The sequence below is a fragment of the Streptomyces sp. NPDC055815 genome, from assembly GCF_053616475.1.
In genome coordinates this window covers 114,705-133,700 of sequence record NZ_JBSHDU010000014.1, presented here as the reverse complement: position 1 = coordinate 133,700, position 18,996 = coordinate 114,705, and the positions used below count along the sequence as shown (strand labels likewise).

Annotated in this window: 15 protein-coding genes and 3 tRNA genes; 9 read left to right on the top strand and 9 right to left on the bottom strand. The window is 68.8% G+C overall.

Annotated features, from left to right (window positions below; translation table 11 throughout):
- Nucleotides 1–265: hypothetical protein (locus ACWGN5_RS12625; protein WP_453513925.1), on the bottom strand; the 265-nt coding region annotated here is incomplete at its 3' end.
- Nucleotides 266–652: 387 nt separating this feature from the next.
- On the opposite strand from ACWGN5_RS12625, the gene ACWGN5_RS12620 reads away from it, so the two are divergent.
- Nucleotides 653–1,093, top strand: coding sequence for a hypothetical protein (locus ACWGN5_RS12620; RefSeq protein WP_453513923.1), 441 nt, complete (start codon nt 653–655; stop codon nt 1,091–1,093).
- A 69-nt stretch (nt 1,094–1,162) separates the two neighbouring features.
- Here the strand turns inward: ACWGN5_RS12620 and ACWGN5_RS12615 are convergent, their stop codons facing one another.
- From ACWGN5_RS12615 to ACWGN5_RS12605, 3 genes are read right to left on the bottom strand one after another with little or no spacing between them, the layout of a single operon-like run.
- Entirely contained in the window at nt 1,163–1,780 is a 618-nt protein-coding gene (locus ACWGN5_RS12615; RefSeq protein ID WP_453513920.1) for a hypothetical protein, read from the bottom strand.
- Nucleotides 1,781–4,261 (bottom strand): hypothetical protein, encoded by a 2,481-nt coding sequence (locus ACWGN5_RS12610; RefSeq protein ID WP_453513918.1) that lies wholly within the window; start codon nt 4,259–4,261, stop codon nt 1,781–1,783. It abuts the gene before it with no gap.
- A gap of 11 nt (nt 4,262–4,272) precedes the next feature.
- Nucleotides 4,273–4,692 (bottom strand): hypothetical protein, encoded by a 420-nt coding sequence (locus ACWGN5_RS12605; RefSeq protein WP_453513915.1) that lies wholly within the window; start codon nt 4,690–4,692, stop codon nt 4,273–4,275.
- Nucleotides 4,693–4,980: 288 nt separating this feature from the next.
- Between ACWGN5_RS12605 and ACWGN5_RS12600 the strand changes: the two genes are divergently transcribed.
- From ACWGN5_RS12600 to ACWGN5_RS12585, 4 genes are all read left to right on the top strand, one after another.
- Complete coding sequence (locus tag ACWGN5_RS12600; RefSeq protein WP_453513913.1) at nt 4,981–5,334, top strand: hypothetical protein; 354 nt, start codon at nt 4,981–4,983, stop codon at nt 5,332–5,334.
- Between the two features lie 265 nt (nt 5,335–5,599).
- Nucleotides 5,600–5,983, top strand: coding sequence for a hypothetical protein (locus ACWGN5_RS12595; RefSeq protein WP_453513910.1), 384 nt, complete (start codon nt 5,600–5,602; stop codon nt 5,981–5,983).
- A gap of 225 nt (nt 5,984–6,208) precedes the next feature.
- Complete coding sequence (locus tag ACWGN5_RS12590) at nt 6,209–8,440, top strand: glycoside hydrolase domain-containing protein (protein ID WP_453513908.1); 2,232 nt, start codon at nt 6,209–6,211, stop codon at nt 8,438–8,440.
- A gap of 49 nt (nt 8,441–8,489) precedes the next feature.
- Nucleotides 8,490–9,239: a hypothetical protein gene (locus ACWGN5_RS12585; RefSeq protein ID WP_453513905.1), complete on the top strand. Its 750-nt coding sequence runs from the start codon at nt 8,490–8,492 to the stop codon at nt 9,237–9,239.
- A 656-nt stretch (nt 9,240–9,895) separates the two neighbouring features.
- Here the strand turns inward: ACWGN5_RS12585 and ACWGN5_RS12580 are convergent.
- The 3 genes from ACWGN5_RS12580 to ACWGN5_RS12570 form a co-directional block, all read right to left on the bottom strand.
- A tRNA-Ile gene (locus ACWGN5_RS12580) sits at nt 9,896–9,969 on the bottom strand.
- A 166-nt stretch (nt 9,970–10,135) separates the two neighbouring features.
- Nucleotides 10,136–10,208: transfer RNA gene (locus tag ACWGN5_RS12575), tRNA-Asn, on the bottom strand.
- A 5-nt stretch (nt 10,209–10,213) separates the two neighbouring features.
- A tRNA-Asn gene (locus tag ACWGN5_RS12570) sits at nt 10,214–10,286 on the bottom strand.
- Nucleotides 10,287–10,422: 136 nt separating this feature from the next.
- Here ACWGN5_RS12570 and ACWGN5_RS12565 point away from each other — a divergent pair.
- The 4 genes from ACWGN5_RS12565 to ACWGN5_RS12550 all read left to right on the top strand — a co-directional run bounded on the left by ACWGN5_RS12565 (nt 10,423) and on the right by ACWGN5_RS12550 (nt 15,976).
- The gene (locus ACWGN5_RS12565) at nt 10,423–10,722 is read left to right on the top strand and encodes a YtxH domain-containing protein (RefSeq protein ID WP_453513902.1); all 300 of its coding nucleotides are present in this window, start codon (nt 10,423–10,425) and stop codon (nt 10,720–10,722) included.
- A gap of 30 nt (nt 10,723–10,752) precedes the next feature.
- Nucleotides 10,753–12,192 carry an FGGY family carbohydrate kinase gene (locus tag ACWGN5_RS12560; protein WP_453513900.1) on the top strand — a complete coding sequence of 480 codons (1,440 nt, stop codon included), beginning with the start codon at nt 10,753–10,755 and terminating at the stop codon, nt 12,190–12,192.
- Nucleotides 12,193–12,287: 95 nt separating this feature from the next.
- Nucleotides 12,288–14,021, top strand: coding sequence for an ABC transporter ATP-binding protein (locus tag ACWGN5_RS12555; RefSeq protein ID WP_453513897.1), 1,734 nt, complete (start codon nt 12,288–12,290; stop codon nt 14,019–14,021).
- Nucleotides 14,021–15,976, top strand: coding sequence for an ABC transporter ATP-binding protein (locus ACWGN5_RS12550; RefSeq protein ID WP_453513895.1), 1,956 nt, complete (start codon nt 14,021–14,023; stop codon nt 15,974–15,976). Before ACWGN5_RS12555 ends, ACWGN5_RS12550 begins: the two co-directional genes overlap by 1 nt.
- Here ACWGN5_RS12550 and ACWGN5_RS12545 read toward each other — a convergent pair.
- Nucleotides 15,973–16,989: an RNA polymerase sigma factor gene (locus ACWGN5_RS12545; RefSeq protein ID WP_453513892.1), complete on the bottom strand. Its 1,017-nt coding sequence runs from the start codon at nt 16,987–16,989 to the stop codon at nt 15,973–15,975. The genes ACWGN5_RS12550 and ACWGN5_RS12545 overlap by 4 nt on opposite strands.
- A gap of 114 nt (nt 16,990–17,103) precedes the next feature.
- Nucleotides 17,104–18,996, bottom strand: coding sequence for a DNA primase (gene dnaG / locus ACWGN5_RS12540; RefSeq protein WP_453513890.1), 1,893 nt, complete (start codon nt 18,994–18,996; stop codon nt 17,104–17,106).

Below are 18,996 nucleotides of genomic sequence, written 5' to 3'. Positions count from 1 at the left end.
AGTACCGGGCGTTCGCCGTCCGCTTCCCGGTCAGCTCGGCGACACGCTTCGCCTTCGGCGCCGCCTTGCCCTTCGGCAGCTTGTCCCGGCTCACCGGAGCGCCGGCGGTCGAGGACGCCTCCGTCCGACCCGAGTCGCCGTCGCCCTCGTCGTCCGAGAACCAGCCGGCGATCGTGTCGAAGGCGCCCTTGTCGTCGCTGGGCGACGGTGACTGGGGAGCCCCATAGGCGACCTGGGGCAACAGCGTGCCGGCTACCGCCGACACGACAAGACAGGAGAGATATCTCCTGTAAGGAACTTTCACCTCGAATGCCTTTCGGTATCGACACACCCGATTCGCTCCACACGAAATGGGCATGCCGAAGGAGCTGGTGCAGAGGTTTCCGCCCAGCTTGGAGCAATGCGGAGTGATCGCGCGAGGAGGGGAACCACGAGTTCACGGGCATTGCAGCGGGATTTCTAGCCACTCTCGCGAGGCCCGGTCAACCCCCGAGACATAAAGGACAATCAGCAGGCCGAAGGGGGTGGAGTTCGCCCGATTCTTCCGCTCGCTCGCACTCGGCCGGTGGCGTGGTGTATAACCACCCGGATCATCTGCCGACCCACCGAAAGCCGGGCTCTCATGTCGTCCAATGAACTCGCTGAAAACGCAGTGCGAGCGGAGAACGAACCCGAGAGCACGGGCGGCTCCCCGGCCCGGCGGGGGCTGCTGATCGCCGGCGTCGCCCTGCTGGCCTGCCTCGGTCTCGTCGGCTACGGCGTCCTGAACTCCGACGAACAGCCGAAGCCGAACGCCGCCTCGGCCGCCGAGGTGACGTACGAGGTCACGGGAACGGGGACGGTCGAGATCTCGTACCTCGCCGACGGCAAGGCCGGCACGGCCACGGTCGAGAAGGGCGTCAAACTCCCCTGGACCAAGTCAATTCCCCTGCCCGCCGACAAGGCCCCGAGCGTGGCCATCACCCTCGACGAAAAGGGCGGCCAGGCGTCCTGCACACTCGCCATCCACAACAAGCACGTCCAGCGCGCCACCGCAATGGGCGCATTCGGCCGCGCGACATGCACGGCAGGTTCTCAGCCCCAGCAGGGATAATTCCCACCCGAAATCGAAATTCGGTCTCGCGCGCCGGCTGGAATCACCGGAGGCGCGTTTCGACGGGTGTTAGCCGATGGCCGGGGCCCCGCCGGGCAGTTTCGCGGCACCCTCACACCCCAGTTCCCTCGCCACGTACCGGGTGGCATCGCCGACCAGTTCCGCGAGACGAACCCGGTCCTGCTCTCCTGGCGTGCTCCGGTCCCAGGCGCCCCGCGCCAGCCGCACCTTGATCCACTCCCCCTCGTCCGACCGACCGCGGCAGGAGACATAGATCTCGGCGTCGTCCTCGCTCGTGTAGCCCTTGGCCTGCCCCAACTGCATGGGCGTATTGCCAGGGTTCTCGGCAAGGGCCGAACCCAGATCGGAGACCGACCACCAGTAGCTGAACAGGAGGGACTGGCCACCGGCGTCCGCATGGCACCAAATGTCGCCCGGCTTCTCCGCGCCGAAGTCGTTGTCCGACCTCTCCTCGTACTGCGCCCCCTCCTGCGGAAGCAGTATCGCCGCGCCACTCCCCGGGAGGGCACCGCCGCAGATCCGGTCCGGCACCTCGACCTCGGAATCGCCGGACGCCCACCAGTAGAGCCCGCCACCGGCCAGGACCACCACAGCGGCGATCACCGCGGCGGCGCGACGGCGGCGCGACAGCACCGTCCGCCCGTCTCGCTCCTGCAGCTCAGACATTCACTCTCCGTCTCCATGCGGATCAGCGTTGAACCCAGATCCCCTGCCCACGCCTTCGTCATATCCGGCATTGGCCTTGTCGTAGGCGCTGTCACCGAACTTCCGCTGCTCCTCCGGGGACAGACCGGCCTCCCTCGCCGCGAGCTCAGCAGCCTGTCGGGCGGCGGTGGCACTGGCCTCACGCTGCTGTTCCAGATAGGCGTCCGCGGCTTCCTTCCCCTCGCCCACGGAGTCGTGCTTGTACTTGTCGGTGACGCTCTCCTTGATGTCCTCGACGACCCAGGCGAGCGGGGCGCCCACGCCCGTGGCCTCCAGCGGCTTGGTGACGACGCCGAACGCACGGTCGGCCCACTTGGTGCCGTCCTTGAGACCGTCGTTGAAGTCCTTGTCCCCGGCCGTCTTCTCGATGTACATCGCTTCCGCACGGGCCTCCGAAACGATGCCGGCGATGGTCGCTCCCGGTTTGGTGAAGGTGTCGACCTCAGCACGCGCGTCGCCCAAGTCCCGCATACCGCCCTCGACGTACTTGTCCGCCACGCCGTTCAGCACGTCGGTCGTCGTGGCTTGCTGAGCGTTGATGATCGCGCCGTAAGCGTCCGGATCCTTTCCGACGGTCCCGAGGAAGTCCAGGAGGGGTCCGCCGTTGAGGTTGCTCAGACCTGCGTCCTCGCCGTTGGTGACGATGCCGGAGGCTCCCATCGCCTTCTGGACGTCCCTCATGTATTCGGCTGTCATATGGCCCAGGCTGTCGTTCATCGAAGCCAGCGGGCCACTCTTACCGTCCGGCTTGATCGCGATGAGCTCGTTGCCCGGGTCGTTGCCGAACTTCTCCACCACCCGGTGCATCAGCTTCGCCTGATCCTCCGAGTGCGGGACGGGCTTCGCCGTCGTGCTGTCGTCATCGTACGAACGACCGGAGACAGCCGCTTCCAGCGCGTGCCCGAGTGCGTTCGGACCCGACTCCTTCGCCGCTGCGGACGCCTTGTCCCACGCCTCCTGGGCGTCGCCGTCGCCGATCTTCGGTCCGGTCGCCGAACGGTCGTCGAACCAGGGGTGGTCCTTGTCCGTGAACATCTCGAAGTAGTCGGTGTACGTCTTGCCGTCGAGTCCGCTCGTGGGCCTCAGGTCCTTGAGGTAGATGTTCCCGGTGCCGTCCGAGCGCAGGTTCCAGTTCTCCAGGTTCTCGGGGGTGTATCCGCCGCCGACCTCGCGCTCGAAGTACGCCTTGTCCATCTTCTGGCCGTCCAGGGAGTACGGCGTCATCTTGCCGTCGAAGAAGTCCCTGGCCGCCTCGGGGCTGTGGCCGAGCCCCTCCAGGATGCCGGTCATGGCGTTGTATCCGGAGCTGCCGTCGGTGCCGGCGGGGTTGAGGTTGATGCCGATGTACGGCTCGTTCCGGGGGACGCCGCGCTTCCAGATCTCCGGGTCCTGTGCCTGCAGCTGCGCCGCGTGCTCGGCGATCGGGGTGAGGAAGCGCCGGTCGTACTCGCCGTAGCGGAGGATGTTGCTCAGCACCTGGTAGCCGTAGGGCTGGTAGTTGGCGCGGCGCCCGGGATCCACGTCGATGAGACTCGATCCGGTGCGGCGGAGGTCCGTCTGCCACTTCTCCGACACATGGGGCTGGTGGTCCGGATCGGTGGCGGTCGCGAGCGCGAAGCCGAGGTCCTTCTGCAACGCCTTGACCGTCTCGGCCCGCTCCTTACTGTCGCCCTCCCCGTTGAGCGTCAGGTCCGCGAAGAACCTCACGCTCTGCTCCGGCCCGAGGCGCTCGTAGAACGTGGTGCTGAACTCCGGCGACTTCCCGTGGTCGTGCAGAAGGTCCTGCAGTTCCTTGAGTTCCTTGTCCGTCGCCCGGTCGCCCTTCCGCGCGAGCTCGGCGGCGCGGTCGGCGTTCATCTCGTCGGCGCTGCCGAACTTCGGCGCGCTGAAGTCGTGCTCGCTGTCTCCCTTGTTGGCCCGCAGCGTCTTGGCGATGTCACGGTCGGCCTCGTTCGCCGCTTCGAGGACGCTCCTGATCCGGCCCTCGACGTACGCGATGTCGGCCTGCTCCTTGCGCAGTGCGCCCTGGTAGTCGGGGTCGTGCCTGCCGGCCGCGTCGACCGTGTCCGCCAAGGGTGCGGCCGCCCGTACGGTGCCGTCGGCGGCCACGGACACCTTCCGTGCCGGAGCCTCCTCGTTCACGATCTTCTGGAGGTCGTCCTTGGCCTTCTTGAACGCGGTGTGCCCCTGCTCCAGGATCTGCGCCACGCCCTTGGCGGCCTTCGCCGCGTCCTCGAACTCCTTGGCCGTCTTCCCGATGAAGGGTTTGGTGACGTCGGCGTTCACGCCGGTCCAGTCGGCCTTGTCCGCCTTGGCCTTCATCCCCCCGCGGGCGTCCTGTGCGAGGGTGTTCAATCTGGTGACCATCTGCGACCAGTCGGTCATGGCCTGCTGCAGCTTGCCCAGCGGGGCATGCAGCACGTCGTCGAATCCGAGCGTCATGATCCCCGTCCCTACGTGAAGTACTGATCGATCTGGGACGCCCTCATCGCGACGATGATGTCGTCCTCCTCCTTCTTGTGGGACGCGGCCGAGTAGTCGAGGTGATTGGAGATGTTCGCGCAGGCGTCCATCAGCGTCCTGAGCTGCTTGCTCCAGAGGTCGTTCACCTCGAGCAGGGCCGTCCCCGTCTCGAAGTTGCCGTTGAGCAGGGCGATCGACGCGTCGTGCGTCGTCTGCCGGGCGTGGTCGCCGTCGTCGGCGAGCCGGTTGTAGAGCGTGTACGCCTCGCTGCCGATCGCACCCAGGTCGTCCCGGTCGACCGTCAGGTCGGCCGCACCTCCGCCGCCGCCCGGGTCGACCTGGTTCAGCCGTGTGGCGACGTTCGCGTTCGCGCCCCCCTTGGCCGCGGTCCACTCCTCGTCGAACGTCATCGCACTCCCCCCGGGTTCGCATACGCACAGCCGCGTCAGCAGAACGATGTTGCCGACAGGCCGTCACGCGATCCAGTCGAGAGCCGGTTCCTGACGCGTTCCATACGCGCGGCCATCCGGGTGACCTCCGGCATGATGCTCCCGTGACGCGCATCACCAGAGATCTTCACCGTCCGAGCTGTACACGAGCTCGGCCACGGTGAACCCCTCGGACCCCGGTCGTGAGGGCGGCCGCGGGGACGTCCCGTACTGGAGCAGGGAGCCGGCGCGCCCGAGGCTGCCGACTTCATGAAGGTCGAGGTGCCGGCGGGTTCGACGGAAGGGAACGGCGCGGTTCGGGCGAACCCGCAGGAGGACGTCTATCTCCTCTCCTTCGTCACCGAGGCGAACACGGCCGTCCGGATCGCGGAAGACCTTCGCACAGAGAAACCTCTCCGCACCAAGGCCGTGGCTCTCCCGCCGGATCAGGAACTCTTCGGGCACTTGGGGCTGCCGGAGCCGCAGACCCTGAAGGGTGCCCGTTGGGCAGGGGTGTGCCCGCCCTGCGTGAAGGACCATCGCCGTGGCAGCGTCCAGTGGATCGACGTCTACGTGTACGACGTGACAGGCGGCAAGGCGCGGGTGTACCTCCACGCCTTCTGATCGCCCTCCCGGCCTGCGACTCTCGGCGCGCACCGTCGCCTTCGTCCCGTGCGCCCCTCGCCGGCCGGGCCTCCGGGTCGTCGAGACGGCCGCCCGACGGTGGCCGGACGGAGCCGCCGGCGTCCCGGGATGCCGTGGAGGCCGAGCACTTGAGGTCGGCGTCACGTCGAGGCCCGCCGGGTCGCCCTTCGGTGGCGCCGACGACCGCGCCGTCCGCGACCACGCGGGGTGCCCCTCGGGTGGAGGCAGGACGTACGGTGCACGCATGCCGTCCTACAGTTCCGCTCCCGTCCGCAGCGACCCGTCCGGCAGCCCCCGCGCCCTCTCCGCCTCCGCCGAGCGGACGATCGCCGGGTTGTCCCTGTGGTGGCTGGCATCGCCCCTCGCCTTCGTCCTTTCCACGGTCATCGGCCTGGGCTCGCGCGATCGCGATCCGTTCTGGGAAGTGGCCTCCGCCGTGCTGCTGTGGTCGGGCATCGGCGGCGTGGTGGTCGCCCCCACCGTCGGGCTTCTGATCGCCTCCCGCCTACGGCAGCGGCCGGCCCGTCGGCGCTTCGCGATCATGGGTACGGTCTCCCTCGCCGTGTGCGCCCTCGCTCTGCTCTTCTGGGAGTTCGCCATGGAGTGCGCACCCGGCCAGGCCTGCTGACAGCCGCACCCTCTGCCCGCAACAGGTTTTTTCAGGCCAACTTCCCCGCCAGTTACCCCTCGAACTGCCGTTCGCGCATTACGGACCTTAGGTTGATCAAAAGCGATGCTGTCCCGGCCCAGGGGTCGGAGCACGCGCCAACCAATGCCGGGGGGGCATTGTGGTCTTGGTGGTCCCATTGCCATGCCGTGACGTGCCTCTGCCGCGACCGAGGGGAGTTGCCGCATGGCCGACGAGATGGTGCTCAGGGCTCAGAAATTCATCAACGTCACGTACGGCGGAAAGCTGGGCATCGAGCCGCTCGCCGAGAACGGGATCACCAGCTGGAAGGTGATGTTCGCGCTGACCCGCGCCCTCCAGTACGAACTCGGTATCACGACCCTTTCGGATACCTTCGGCCCCACGACCCTGAATACCCTCCAGTCGAAGTACCCCACCCTCAACGCCGGCACGGTACCGTCCGCGAACTTCGCGCGGATCATCCAGTCCGGCCTGTACTGCAAGGGCTACGACGGGGGCGACATCGACGGGCAGTACAACTCCCGTGTGTCCGCGTCCATCACCAGGCTGAAGCTGGACATGGGAGTGGATTCCGCCTTCCCCGGCGATTCCTTGGTGCCCAAGGTCTTCAAGGGCCTGCTCAACATGGACGCCTACGTCACCGTCAATGGCGGCTCGGAATCCATCCGGGCTGTGCAGCGATGGCTGAACGGTTCGTACCTGAACCGCCGGGACTTCTACATCATCCCGGCAGACGGCCACCACTCGCGCGACGTGGCCAAGTCCATGCTGTTCGCGGTGCAGTACGAGCTGGGCATGGCCGACGGTACGGCGAACGGTGTCTTCGGACCCGGCACGCAGAGCGGTCTGAAGAGCCACCCCGTCGCCACAGGCGACTCCGGCACGTGGGTGCGGCTGTTCTCGGCCGGCATGATCCTCAACCAGCGGCCCGTGGACTTCACTTCCACCTTTACCAGCAGCCTCTCCTATGCCGTCAGCGCCTTCCAGTCGTTCGCGATGCTTCCGGTCACCGGCACGGGTAACTTCTCGACCTGGGCCTCCCTGCTGGTCTCGTACGGCGATCAGTCCCGCAACGGCGAGGCTTGCGACGGCATCACGCTGATCACGCCGGCGCGGGCCGCCACGCTGAAGGCGAACGGCATCAAGTACGTGGGGCGCTACCTCACGAACCCCGTCCCGCCGGAGAACGACCAGGACCCCCTGCGCCACAAGGCCATCCAACCCGGCGAGCTGAAGACCATCGCCGACAACGGGCTGCGCTGCTTCCCGATCTATCAGACGTTCGGCCGCAACGCCTCCAACTTCAGCTACCCCCAGGGGCGTGCGGCCGGCCAGTCCGCCATCAACGCCGCGCTGGATCACGGTTTCAAGACGGGGACCCGCATCTTCTTCGCCGTCGACTTCGACGCCCTCGACGCGGACGTCACCTCCAACGTCCTGCCGCACTTCAAGGGCATCGCGGACGCGATCGCCGACGACGGGAACCGGTTCGCCATCGGCGTCTACGGACCGCGCAACGTCTGTACGCGCGTCGGCGAGGCCGGTCACGCCACGGCTTCGTTCGTCTCCGACATGTCGTCCGGCTTCTCCGGGAACTTCGGATATCCGCTGCCCGCGAACTGGGCCTACGACCAGATCGTCACCCGCACGATCGGCACCGGCGACGGTGCGATCAATCTCGACGTCAATATCGCCTCGGGGCGGGACATCGGACAGGGCTCTTTCGACCCTCCCCGTACTCCTCTGCCGGACACCAACCTCTCCTCCAGCGTCATCTCGGCGATGCGGACGGACGTCGGCAAGTACATGGAGTCGATCGGCTTCCCCAATGACGGTGGTCTCAGGTCGCACACGCATGAGGAGTGCTTTCGGAGGGTCGTCCTCGAATGGGACACCGTCACCACCTACCTCGCTTACAAGTACAAGATGCGCAAGGCCCTCATCCAGACGACCGCCTACTGGGAGATGCGGCACATCGACCCGGTCGATTTGACCGTCGACGAGGTGGTCCGTGACACGTTCCTGACGACCGGCTACTTCAAGGACAGTTCCACCGGAATAGCCCAGCAGTTCGGTCTGACAGCGGCCCTGGCATGGAACTACGCCATCCAGAACGGCTACGAGTCGGGTGAGATCCGCGACGTCACCAACGCCGAGGCCAAGTACAACATCTGGAACAAGTGCCGCTTCGACGAACAGTTCGCCATGTCCACCGTCCCCCTGATCCACATCTGGAACGCCGGCGGGGCTCCGGGCAGCGCGATTCCGGAGACGCGTCTGCGCCCCATCAGCCTGGACTACACGGAGAGCGAGATCTACCAGATCCTGCGCCGGTACCAGGGCGCGGAGGGCACTGAGGCGACCGAACACGCCAGGCAGCGGACAGCCCTCTACCAGATCATGGAGAAGTACAACTCCATCTCCCGGAACGTCTGACGTGGCCGACCGCCCCACCATTGGTACGAGGATTCGAGGAGACGAAGAAGTGACCGTGGACATCAATCGCCGCGCCGTCCTGCGACGCGCCGCCTTCATGGCGGTCGGCGTCGCCGCCGCATCGCAGGCGCTGTCCCTCCCCGCCTTCGCTGCGGGCCGTGCCCCAGCCCCGGATCTGGACAAGATCCGTGAAAAGCTCCGCAAGGCGCAGGAGCGCAACAAGCGCGTGCTGACGGGCGTTCCCTCCAAGAACGGCTGGGAGATGGAGAAGACCGCAGACGACCACGGTCACATCTACACCAGGCCGGTCCCCGGCACCCCGCTCGACGGGGTCCAGATGCGCATGGCCGAGGTGGAGACCGTCCTGGTCCACGTGGTCACCCGCTTCCACTACGAGATCGACGCCCTGCGCGCGGGAGAGGTCGTCGGCTGGCGCGAGCCCGGTTCGGTACGCAAGGGTCTGGCGGAGTCCAACCTGGCATCCGGTACAGCCGTCCAGATCCGGCCCGGCTCGTATCCCTCCGGGGCCCGCGGCGGCTTCTTCCCCCTGGAAGAGCTGGTGATCAGGGACATCCTCGCCGACTGCGACGGCGTGGTCCGCTGGGGCGGTGACGACGCCACGCCGGACGAGTCGCTGTTCTCCATCGACGTACCGCCTGGCGACATCCGCCTCACCAAGGCCGCGGCGAAGATCCGGGGCTGGAACCACACGCCCGGCAAGGGCTCGGGCGTCCTCGTGGACCCCCTGCAGCCCCAACGCCGTGCCTCGGCCAAGCGACTTGCCACCCAGCAGTCCTGACAACAGCCGCCGCTCCGCACCAGGGAGCGCTCGCCCACGAGCTCGGCGTCCAGCCGCAGTCCGTGGGCACGTGGCGGCAGCGTTCCTGTAGCGCCGGATGGAGGGGCTGATGGATGAGCCCCTCCCTCCGGCACTCGGCGTTAAGGGCAGGCGGAACAGGCCGTCGCGGCACCTCGATCACTGCAACGATCTCGTGGCGACTGCGGCGCCACGCCGCCATCCGCGGCGGGCAGCCCGTCTACCGGTCCTCGTTCACGCGGCGCAAAGCCGAACTGGCCCGCACGGAGCCCGACGCCGTCCCGACACCCCCGAGGACCTCGCCGCCGGCCACCTGCCTTCGACACCGACGCGGACCAGCCGAGGGCGGCGACCCCCGTCGTCGCAACGGCCCCGGCACCCCTGCCGACGAGCGTCCGCCCTCCTGAGCGCCAGAGCCTCGACAAGGGAGCAGATATTCGGCGCAGTGTGCGGCGTGTCACACACAGGAGGCGTGGGATGGCCGTGGGATCATCGACACGGCTGCACATCTACGCTCCACCCGGAACCTCAGGTCAAGAAGGCGCAGAGCCACCGAGACAGGCCGGCAACGCCTGGTTCGCTGCACGCGAAGACACCCCTCCAGGGGCGTTTTCGCAGGTCATAACGTTTTTCTTCGGTGGGGCGGGTGGGACTCGAACCCACGGCCGACGGATTATGAGTCCGCTGCTCTAACCGGCTGAGCTACCGCCCCGTACGGTGAGGCGCGTACATGTGTGCGCGCCGTCTGCCGCAGCATAGCCGCTCATACGATCTCCTGCTCCGGATGATCGGCTCTGCTCGACCATGAAGACCGCGTCGCGCCCCGCATGGTTCCCGTAGACGCGAAAAAGGACCCCGAAGGGTCCTCTTCCGTCTCGCTCCCCCGACTGGACTCGAACCAGTAACCCTCCGGTTAACAGCCGAATGCTCTGCCAATTGAGCTACAGGGGATCGCGCTCCCCCGACTGGACTCGAACCAGTAACCTGCCGGTTAACAGCCGGCTGCTCTGCCAATTGAGCTACAGGGGATTGCTGCGTTGCACCGATCGGATCCACCTCGGGCCTTCCCGGGCGGCGCTCGCTCGCTGCGAGACATACATTAGCGCAAGCAGGGGGGTGCTCCGCCAATCGGTTCCCCCAGGGCCTCCAGGGAAGGATCGCAGCCGTGCGGTACAAGCTGACGTTCGTCGTGGGACTCGCCCTCGGTTACGTGGTCGGCACGCGGGCGGGACGCGAGCGCTACGAACAGATGAAGAAGTCCGCGAAGGACTTCGCACAGAACCCGGCCGTGCGGAACGCCACCGAGTCCGCCGCCCAGACCGGGCGCCAGGCCGCGGGCAAGGCCCTGCACGTCGTCGGCGACAAGCTGCCCCACTCCGTGACCGACCGGGTGCACGCGCTGCGCGAGCGCGGCCGGGGCAACGGCAAGGTCGACGACGAGGACTGGGGCACCAGCAACACCTGAACCCCCTCGAGTGCGGCAGAATCATGTGTCATGGGGATAGTCGCCGGACTGGACAGCTCTGCGGAGTTCACACGCATCGTCGTCTGTGACACGGACACGGGTGCCGTACTGCGGCAGGGGTACGCCGCGCATCCCGGCGAACCCAAGGCCGTCGACGTCGATCCGCAGACCTGGCTGCTCTCGCTCGGGGAGGCCGCGACCGGCGGGCTCCTGGAAGGCGTGGAGGCCATCGGCGTCTCCGCGCAGCAGCACGGGCTCGTGCCGCTGGACGCGCAGGGCGGCCTGGTGCGGCCCGCGCTCGTCCGCAACGACAAGCGGGCGCAGGTCGCCGCCGCCGACCTCGTCGAGTCGCTGGGCGGACGGCAGGCCTGGGCCGAGGCCGTCGGCAGCGTGCCCGGGGCGGGCCAGGCGGTCGCCAAGCTGCGCTGGCTGGCCCGTACGGAGCCCGAGCACGCCCAGCGCGTCGCCGTGGTCCTCCAGCCGCACGACTGGCTCGTCTGGCAGCTGCTCGGCCGGCCCGCCCGCCGCACCACCGACCGCGGCGCCGCCTCCGGCACCGGGTACTGGTCCGTGGGGACCGGGACCTACCGGCCCGATCTGGTCGAACTGGCCCTCGGTCACCAGGCCGTGCTGCCGGAGGTGCTCGGGCCCTCCGAGGCCGCCGGCATCACCCCCGAGGGCCTCCTCGTCTCCGCCGGCACCGGCGAGACGATGGCCGCCGCGCTCGGCCTGGGCCTCGGCCCCGGCGACGCGGTGGTCTCGCTGGGCGCCTCCGGCTCGGTGATGGCGGTCCACCACGAGGCCCTCGCCGACCCGAGCGGCATGATCACCTCCTTCGCCGACGCCACCGGCATGTACCTGCCGGTGGTCTCCACGTCCAATGCCGTACGGGCGCTGCGCGGGACCGCCGAGATGCTCGGGGTGGAGTCCCTGGAGGAGCTGTCGGCGCTGGCGCTGAAGTCGACGCCGGGTGCGTCCGGGCTCGTTCTGCTGCCCTATCTGGAGGGTGAGCGGACCCCGAGCCTCCCGCACACCGCCGGCACGCTCAGCGGGCTGCGGCGCGAGTCGATGAAGCCCGAGCACCTGGCGCGGGCGGCGTTCGAGGGGATGCTCTGCGGGCTCACCGACGCCATGGACGTGCTGCGCGGGCGGGGCGTGGAGGTGCGGCGGGTCTTCCTGCTCGGCGCGGCCGCCGCGCTGCCGGCGGTGCAGGCCCTCGCGCCGGCGATCTTCGGCGCGCAGGTCGTCGTCCCGCAGCCCGCCGACTACGCGGCGCTCGGCGCGGCCCGGCAGGCCGCCTGGGCGCTGGGGGTCGCGCGGGGCACGCTCTCGCCGTCCGCTCCCCCGGCCTGGCAGGGCGCGGTCGCGCAGATCCTGGAGCCCGGCGAGGAGCTGTCGGTCGGCCAGGCGGTGCGGCAGCAGTACGTGGCGACGCGGGAGCAGATCCACCCGGGCGCGTTCGGCGGCTGAGCTCGTACAGAGGTTCGTAAAGTCTTGACCAGGGCTCCGCCCGTGCCCCGAAACCGAGTCGTAACGCTCCCGGGGTGCGGGCGATAGTAGGAGCCGTGCTCATAAGACTTCTCCGAACCCACCTGCGGCCCTATCGAAAACCCATCGCCCTGCTCGTCCTGCTGCAGTTCCTGCAGACCTGCGCGAGCCTCTACCTGCCCACCCTGAACGCCGACATCATCGACAACGGTGTCGTCAACGGGGACACCGGCTACATCCTGCGCTTCGGCGCCCTGATGGTCGGCGTCTCCGTCGTCCAGGTCGTCTGCAACATCGGGGCCGTGTACTACGGCGCGCGCACCGCCTCCGCGCTCGGCCGCGACGTGCGCGGCGCGGTCTTCGACCGGGTGCAGTCCTTCTCCGCCCGGGAGCTGGGCCACTTCGGCGCGCCCTCGCTGATCACCCGTACGACCAATGACGTCCAGCAGGTGCAGATGCTGGTCCTGATGGCGTTCACCCTGATGGTCTCGGCGCCCATCATGTGCGTCGGCGGCATCGTGATGGCGCTGGGTCAGGACGTCCCGCTGTCGGGCGTGCTGCTCGCGGTGGTGCCGGTGCTCGGCGTCGCCGTCTCGCTGATCGTGCGGAAGATGCGGCCGCTCTTCCGGACCATGCAGGAGCGGCTCGACACGGTGAACCGGGTGCTGCGCGAGCAGATCACCGGCAACCGGGTCATCCGCGCCTTCGTGCGGGACGGGTACGAGGAGGAGCGCTTCCGCGGCGCCAACGGCGAGCTGACCGATGTGTCGATGGCGACGGGGCGGCTGATGGCGCTGATGTTCCCGACGGTGATGACCGTCGTGAACGTCTCCAGCGTGGCCGTGGTCTGGTTCGGCGCGCACCGCATCGACAGCGGCGGGATGGAGATCGGCGCGCTGACCGCCTTCCTCGCCTATCTGATGCAGATCGTGATGGCCGTCATGATGGCCACCTTCATGTTCATGATGGTGCCGCGCGCCGAGGTCTGCGCGGAGCGCATCGAGGAGGTCCTCGGGACGGAGACGAGCGTCGTGCCGCCGGCCGAGCCGGTGACGAAGCTGCTGCGGCGCGGGCACCTGGAGGTCAGGAACGCGGACTTCCGGTACCCGGGCGCGGAGGAGTCGGTCCTCAAGGACGTGGCGCTGGTCGCCCGGCCCGGTGAGACCACCGCGATCATCGGTTCGACGGGCAGCGGCAAGTCGACGCTGCTCGGGCTCGTGCCCCGGCTCTTCGACGCCACCGGCGGCGAGGTGCTGGTCGACGGCGTGGACGTGCGCGCGCTCGACCCGAAGCTGATGGCGAAGACCGTGGGGCTCGTCCCGCAGAAGCCGTACCTGTTCTCCGGGACGGTGGCGACGAACCTGCGGTACGGGAAGCCCGACGCGACCGACGAGGAACTCTGGCACGCCCTCGAGGTCGCCCAGGCCAAGGACTTCGTGGCCAAGCTGGAGGGCGGTCTGAACGCCCCGATCGCGCAGGGCGGCACCAATGTGTCCGGCGGGCAGCGGCAGCGGCTCGCGATCGCCCGGACGCTGGTGCAGCGGCCGGAGATCTACCTCTTCGACGACTCCTTCTCGGCGCTCGACTACGAGACGGACGCCCTGCTCCGGGCCGCGCTCGCCGAGGAGACTGCGGACTCGACCGTGGTGATCGTCGCCCAGCGCGTGTCGACCATCCGCGAGGCCGACCGGATCGTGGTCCTCGACGAGGGCCGTGTGGTGGGCACCGGACGGCACCGGGAGCTGATGGCGGAGAACGAGACGTACCGGGAGATCGTGCTCTCCCAGCTGACCGAGGCGGAGGCAGCCTGATGGCCGGTCCTGGCGGACGCATGATGGCCGGTGGCGGCCCCGACCAGCGGTCGATGGACTTCAAGGGCTCGGGCAAGCGGCTGCTCCGGCAGCTGGCGCCCGAGCGCGGCCCGCTGTGGGTGATGCTGATCGCCGGCGTGCTGTCGGTGGCGGCCTCCGTGGTCGGGCCGAAGATCCTCGGCAAGGCGACGGACCTGATCTTCGCGGGCGTCGTCGGGCGGAACATGCCCGAGGGCGCCACGAAGGCCCAGGCCCTGGAGAAGCTCCGGGCCAGTGGCGACAGCGGCATGGCCGACATGCTGTCCGGGGTCGACTTCACCCCCGGCAAGGGCATGGACTTCGGCGCGATCGGCGGGGTCCTGCTGTGGGTCCTCGCGATCTACGTGGCGGCGGGCCTGCTCATGCTGGTCTCCACCCGCATGTCGATCAAGGTGATCAACCGGACGGTCTACCGGATGCGGGAGGACGTCCAGACGAAGCTGGCGCGGCTGCCCCTGTCGTACTTCGACAAGGCGAAGCGCGGTGAGGTGCTGTCGCGGGCGACCAACGACATCGACAACATCTCGCAGACGCTCCAGCAGTCGATGGGCCAGCTGATCAACTCGCTGCTCACGATCGTCGGCGTGCTCGGGATGATGTTCTGGATCTCGCCGCTGCTCGCCCTGGTGGCCCTGGTGACGGTGCCGGTCTCGGTGTTCGTCGCGGCGAAGATCGGCAAGCGCTCGCAGCCGCACTTCGTGCAGCAGTGGAAGTCGACGGGCACGCTCAACGCGCACGTGGAGGAGATGTACACCGGGCACGGCCTGGTGAAGGTCTTCGGCCGGCAGGACGAGTCCGCGAAGGACTTCCGCGAGCAGAACGAGGCGCTGTACGAGGCCGGGTTCAAGGCGCAGTTCAACAGCGGTGTGATGCAGCCGGTGATGTTCTTCATCTCGAACATCAACTACGTCCTGGTGGCCGTGGTCGGCGGTCTGCGGGTGGCGACGGGCAGCCTGTCCATCGGTGACGTGCAGGCCTTCATCCAGTACTCGCGCCAGTTCTCGATGCCGCTGACGCAGGTCGCGTCGATGGCGAACCTGGTGCAGTCCGGTGTCGCCTCGGCGGAGCGGATCTTCGAGCTGCTCGACGCGGAGGAGCAGGAGCCCGACGCCCCGACGAGCGAGATGGGGGCACCCCCGGCCGAAGGCTGGGGGACGCTGGACCTCAAGGGCAAGGTGGCCCTGGAGGGCGTCTCCTTCCGTTACGAGGAGGACAAGCCGCTCATCGAGGACCTGTCGCTCACGGTGGACCCGGGCCAGACGGTCGCGATCGTCGGCCCGACCGGCGCCGGCAAGACGACCCTGGTGAACCTGCTGATGCGGTTCTACGAGGTGACGGGCGGCCGGATCACCCTGGACGGGGTGGACGTCGCGAAGATGTCCCGCGAGGACCTGCGCAAGGGCATCGGCATGGTCCTCCAGGACACCTGGCTCTTCGGCGGCACCATCGCGGACAACATCGCGTACGGCGCCACGCGCACGGTGACCCGCGCCGAGGTCGAGGAGGCGGCGCGCGCCGCGCACGCCGACCGGTTCATCCGGACCCTGCCCGAGGGCTACGACACGGTGATCGAGGACGACGGGGCGGGGGTCAGCGCGGGCGAGAAGCAGCTGATCACCATCGCGCGGGCGTTCCTGTCCGACCCGGTGATCCTCGTCCTCGACGAGGCCACCAGCTCGGTCGACACCCGTACCGAGGTCCTCATCCAGAAGGCGATGGCGCGCCTGGCCCACGGCCGGACGAGCTTCGTCATCGCGCACCGGCTCTCCACGATCCGGGACGCGGACGTGATCCTGGTGATGGAGAACGGCTCGATCGTCGAACAGGGCACGCACGAGGAGCTGTTGTCGTCCGGCGGGGCCTACGCCCGGCTGTACGCGGCGCAGTTCGCGCAGGCGGTCGCCGAGGTCGACTAGTCGAGGTAGCCGCGCAGCTGGTCGGCGTAGGCATGGTCCCGCAGCTTGTTGAGGGTCTTGGACTCGATCTGGCGGATGCGTTCGCGCGTCACGCCGAAGATGCGTCCGATCTCCTCCAGGGTGCGGGGCCTTCCGTCGTCGAGGCCGTAGCGGAGCTGGACGACCTTCCGTTCGCGCTCGCCGAGGGTGGACAGGACGTCCTCCAGGTGGCGGCGGAGCAGCAGGAAGGCGGCGGACTCGACGGGTGAGGCGGCGTCGCCGTCCTCGATGAGGTCGCCGAGGGCGACGTCCTCCTCCTCGCCGACGGGCGCGTGCAGGGAGACGGGTTCCTGGGCGAGCCGCAGCACCTCACCGACCCGCTCGGGGGGCAGGTCAAGGTGGGCGGCGACCTCTTCGGCGGTGGGTTCGTAGCCGCGTTCCTGGAGCATGCGGCGCTGGACGCGGATGACCCGGTTGATGAGTTCGACGACGTGCACGGGGACGCGGATGGTCCGGGCCTGGTCGGCGAGGGCCCGGGACATGGCCTGGCGGATCCACCAGGTGGCGTACGTGGAGAACTTGTAGCCGCGCGCGTAGTCGAACTTCTCGACGGCCCTGATGAGGCCGAGGTTTCCCTCCTGGACGAGGTCGAGCATGGTGAGCCCGCGGCCCACGTACCGTTTGGCGACGGAGACGACGAGGCGGAGGTTGGCCTCGATGAGCTTGCGCTTGGCGATCCGGCCGAGGACGACGAGCCGGTCCAGGTCGCCCGCCAACCGGCTGTCCAGGTCGGGGGTGTTGGTGAGTTTCTCCTCGGCGAAGAGCCCGGCCTCGACGCGGCGGGCGAGGTCGACCTCCTCCTCGGCGCTGAGCAGCGGGATGCGGCCGATCTCGCGCAGGTACTGGCGGAAGAGGTCGGAGGAGGGGCCGTTGCCTCCGGGGTCGCCGGTACGGCGGCGCTGGACGGGTATCTCGGGGAGTTCGGGCGGCTCGTCCGGTTCGGTGGTCTGGATCGTCTGGATCTCGGTCTGCACGGCGGGCGACCTCCAGGGTGGGGCGGAACGGCTCCGTCACCCAGTGTGGGGTACGACACATCGCCGCCACGAGGGGCGTGCGGTGACTTTTTGAGTCCGTTCCGTGACCGAGGGTCAGAGCCCGGCGGCGCCGTTGTTCCGGAGGGACTGCCCGTACTGGGTGAGGACCCACAGCTCGTTCTGCACGGCGGCGAGCTGCTCGGGGTCGCCGTGCGGCCCGAGCCGGGCCAGGGTGCCCTGGACGTCGCGGATGCGGCGGTCGACGGCGCGGAGGCGGACCTGGACGAGCTGGGCTCCGGCGTAGACCTCGTCGATCGTCTTGGCGAAGATCGTCTCGACGGCGAGTTCGGTGACGAGGGCCCGGACCGAGTCGTTGGGGGCGGCCTCGCGGACGGCGTCGAGGTAGTCGGCGGGGGCGCCGGTGGCGCCGCCCGCGTCCTGGACGCACTGCCGGACGGCCGCGTAGGGCGGGGCGGTGAACTCGTCGACCCCGTAGGCGTCGAAGGCCGGGGAGACCAGCTCGGGTCGCTGGAGGGCGAGCTTGAGGAGCTCCCGCTCGGTGCGGTGGGCGGGGCTGCGCAGATTGAGCGCCGGGCCCGAGGGGGCGGCGGCCGGGGCGGGGGTGTCGTACGTCCGCTGGGGCTGCTGCTGCCGGCCGGGGCCGCGCTCGCCGCCCTGGCGCTGCCAGCGGGCGATCTGGGCGACGCGCCGGACCACGAACTGGGTGTCGAGGATGCCGAGCATGCCGGCGAGCTGGACGGCGACCTCGTGCTGCGAGGCGATGTTCTTGATCTTCGCGACGATCGGCGCGGCCTCGTCGAGGGCGGCGGCGCGCCCGGCCGGGGTCTCCAGGTCGTAGCGGGTGACGATCTGGCGGAGGGCGAACTCGAAGAGCGGGGTGCGGGGCTGGACGAGTTCGGCGACGGCCTCGTCGCCCTTGGCGAGCCGGAGTTCGCAGGGGTCCATGCCGTCGGGTGCGATGGCGATGTACGTCTCGGCGGCGAACTTCTGGTCGTCCTCGAAGGCGCGCAGGGCGGCCTTCTGGCCGGCGGCGTCGCCGTCGAAGGTGAAGATGACGCGGGCCGAGCCGTTGTCCATGAGGAGCCGGCGGAGGATCTTGATGTGGTCGCCGCCGAAGGCGGTGCCGCAGGTGGCGATGGCGGTGGTGACACCGGCGAGGTGGCAGGCCATGACGTCGGTGTAGCCCTCGACGACGACGGCGCGGCTGACCTTGGCGATGTCCTTCTTGGCCAGGTCGATGCCGTAGAGCACCTGGGACTTCTTGTAGATCGGCGTCTCGGGCGTGTTGAGGTACTTGGGGCCGTTGTCGTCGTCGCGGAGCTTGCGCGCGCCGAAGCCGACGATCTCGCCGCCGACGTCCTTGATCGGCCACATGAGGCGGCCGCGGAAGCGGTCGATGGGGCCGCGGCGGCCGTCCTGGGAGAGGCCGGAGAGGATCAGTTCCTTGTCGGAGAAGCCCTTGCCGCGCAGGAAGCGGGTGAGGTGGTCCCAGCCGGCCGGGGAGTAGCCGACGCCGAAGTGCTCGGCGGCGGCCTGGTCGAAGCCGCGCTCGGCGAGGAACTTCCGGCCGATCTCGGCCTCGGCGGAGCCGAGTTGCCCGGCGTAGTACTCGGCGGCGATCTTGTGGGCCTCGATCAGGCGGATGCGTTCCCCGCGCTGGTGGCCGGGGTTGTAGCCGCCCTCCTCGTACCGCAGGGTGATGCCCGCCTTCGCGGCGAGGCGCTCGACCGTCTCCGAGAAGGAGAGGTGGTCGATCTTCATCACGAAGGCGATGGTGTCGCCGCCTTCCTGGCAGCCGAAGCAGTGGAAGAGTCCCTTGCTGGGGCTGACCTGGAAGGAGGGCGACTTCTCGTCGTGGAAGGGGCAGAGGCCCTTGAGGTTTCCGCCGCCCGCGTTGCGCAGCTGGAGGTACTCGGACACGACGGCGTCGATCGGGACCGCGTCCCGTACCGCCTTCACGTCGTCATCGTTGATCCTGCCTGCCAC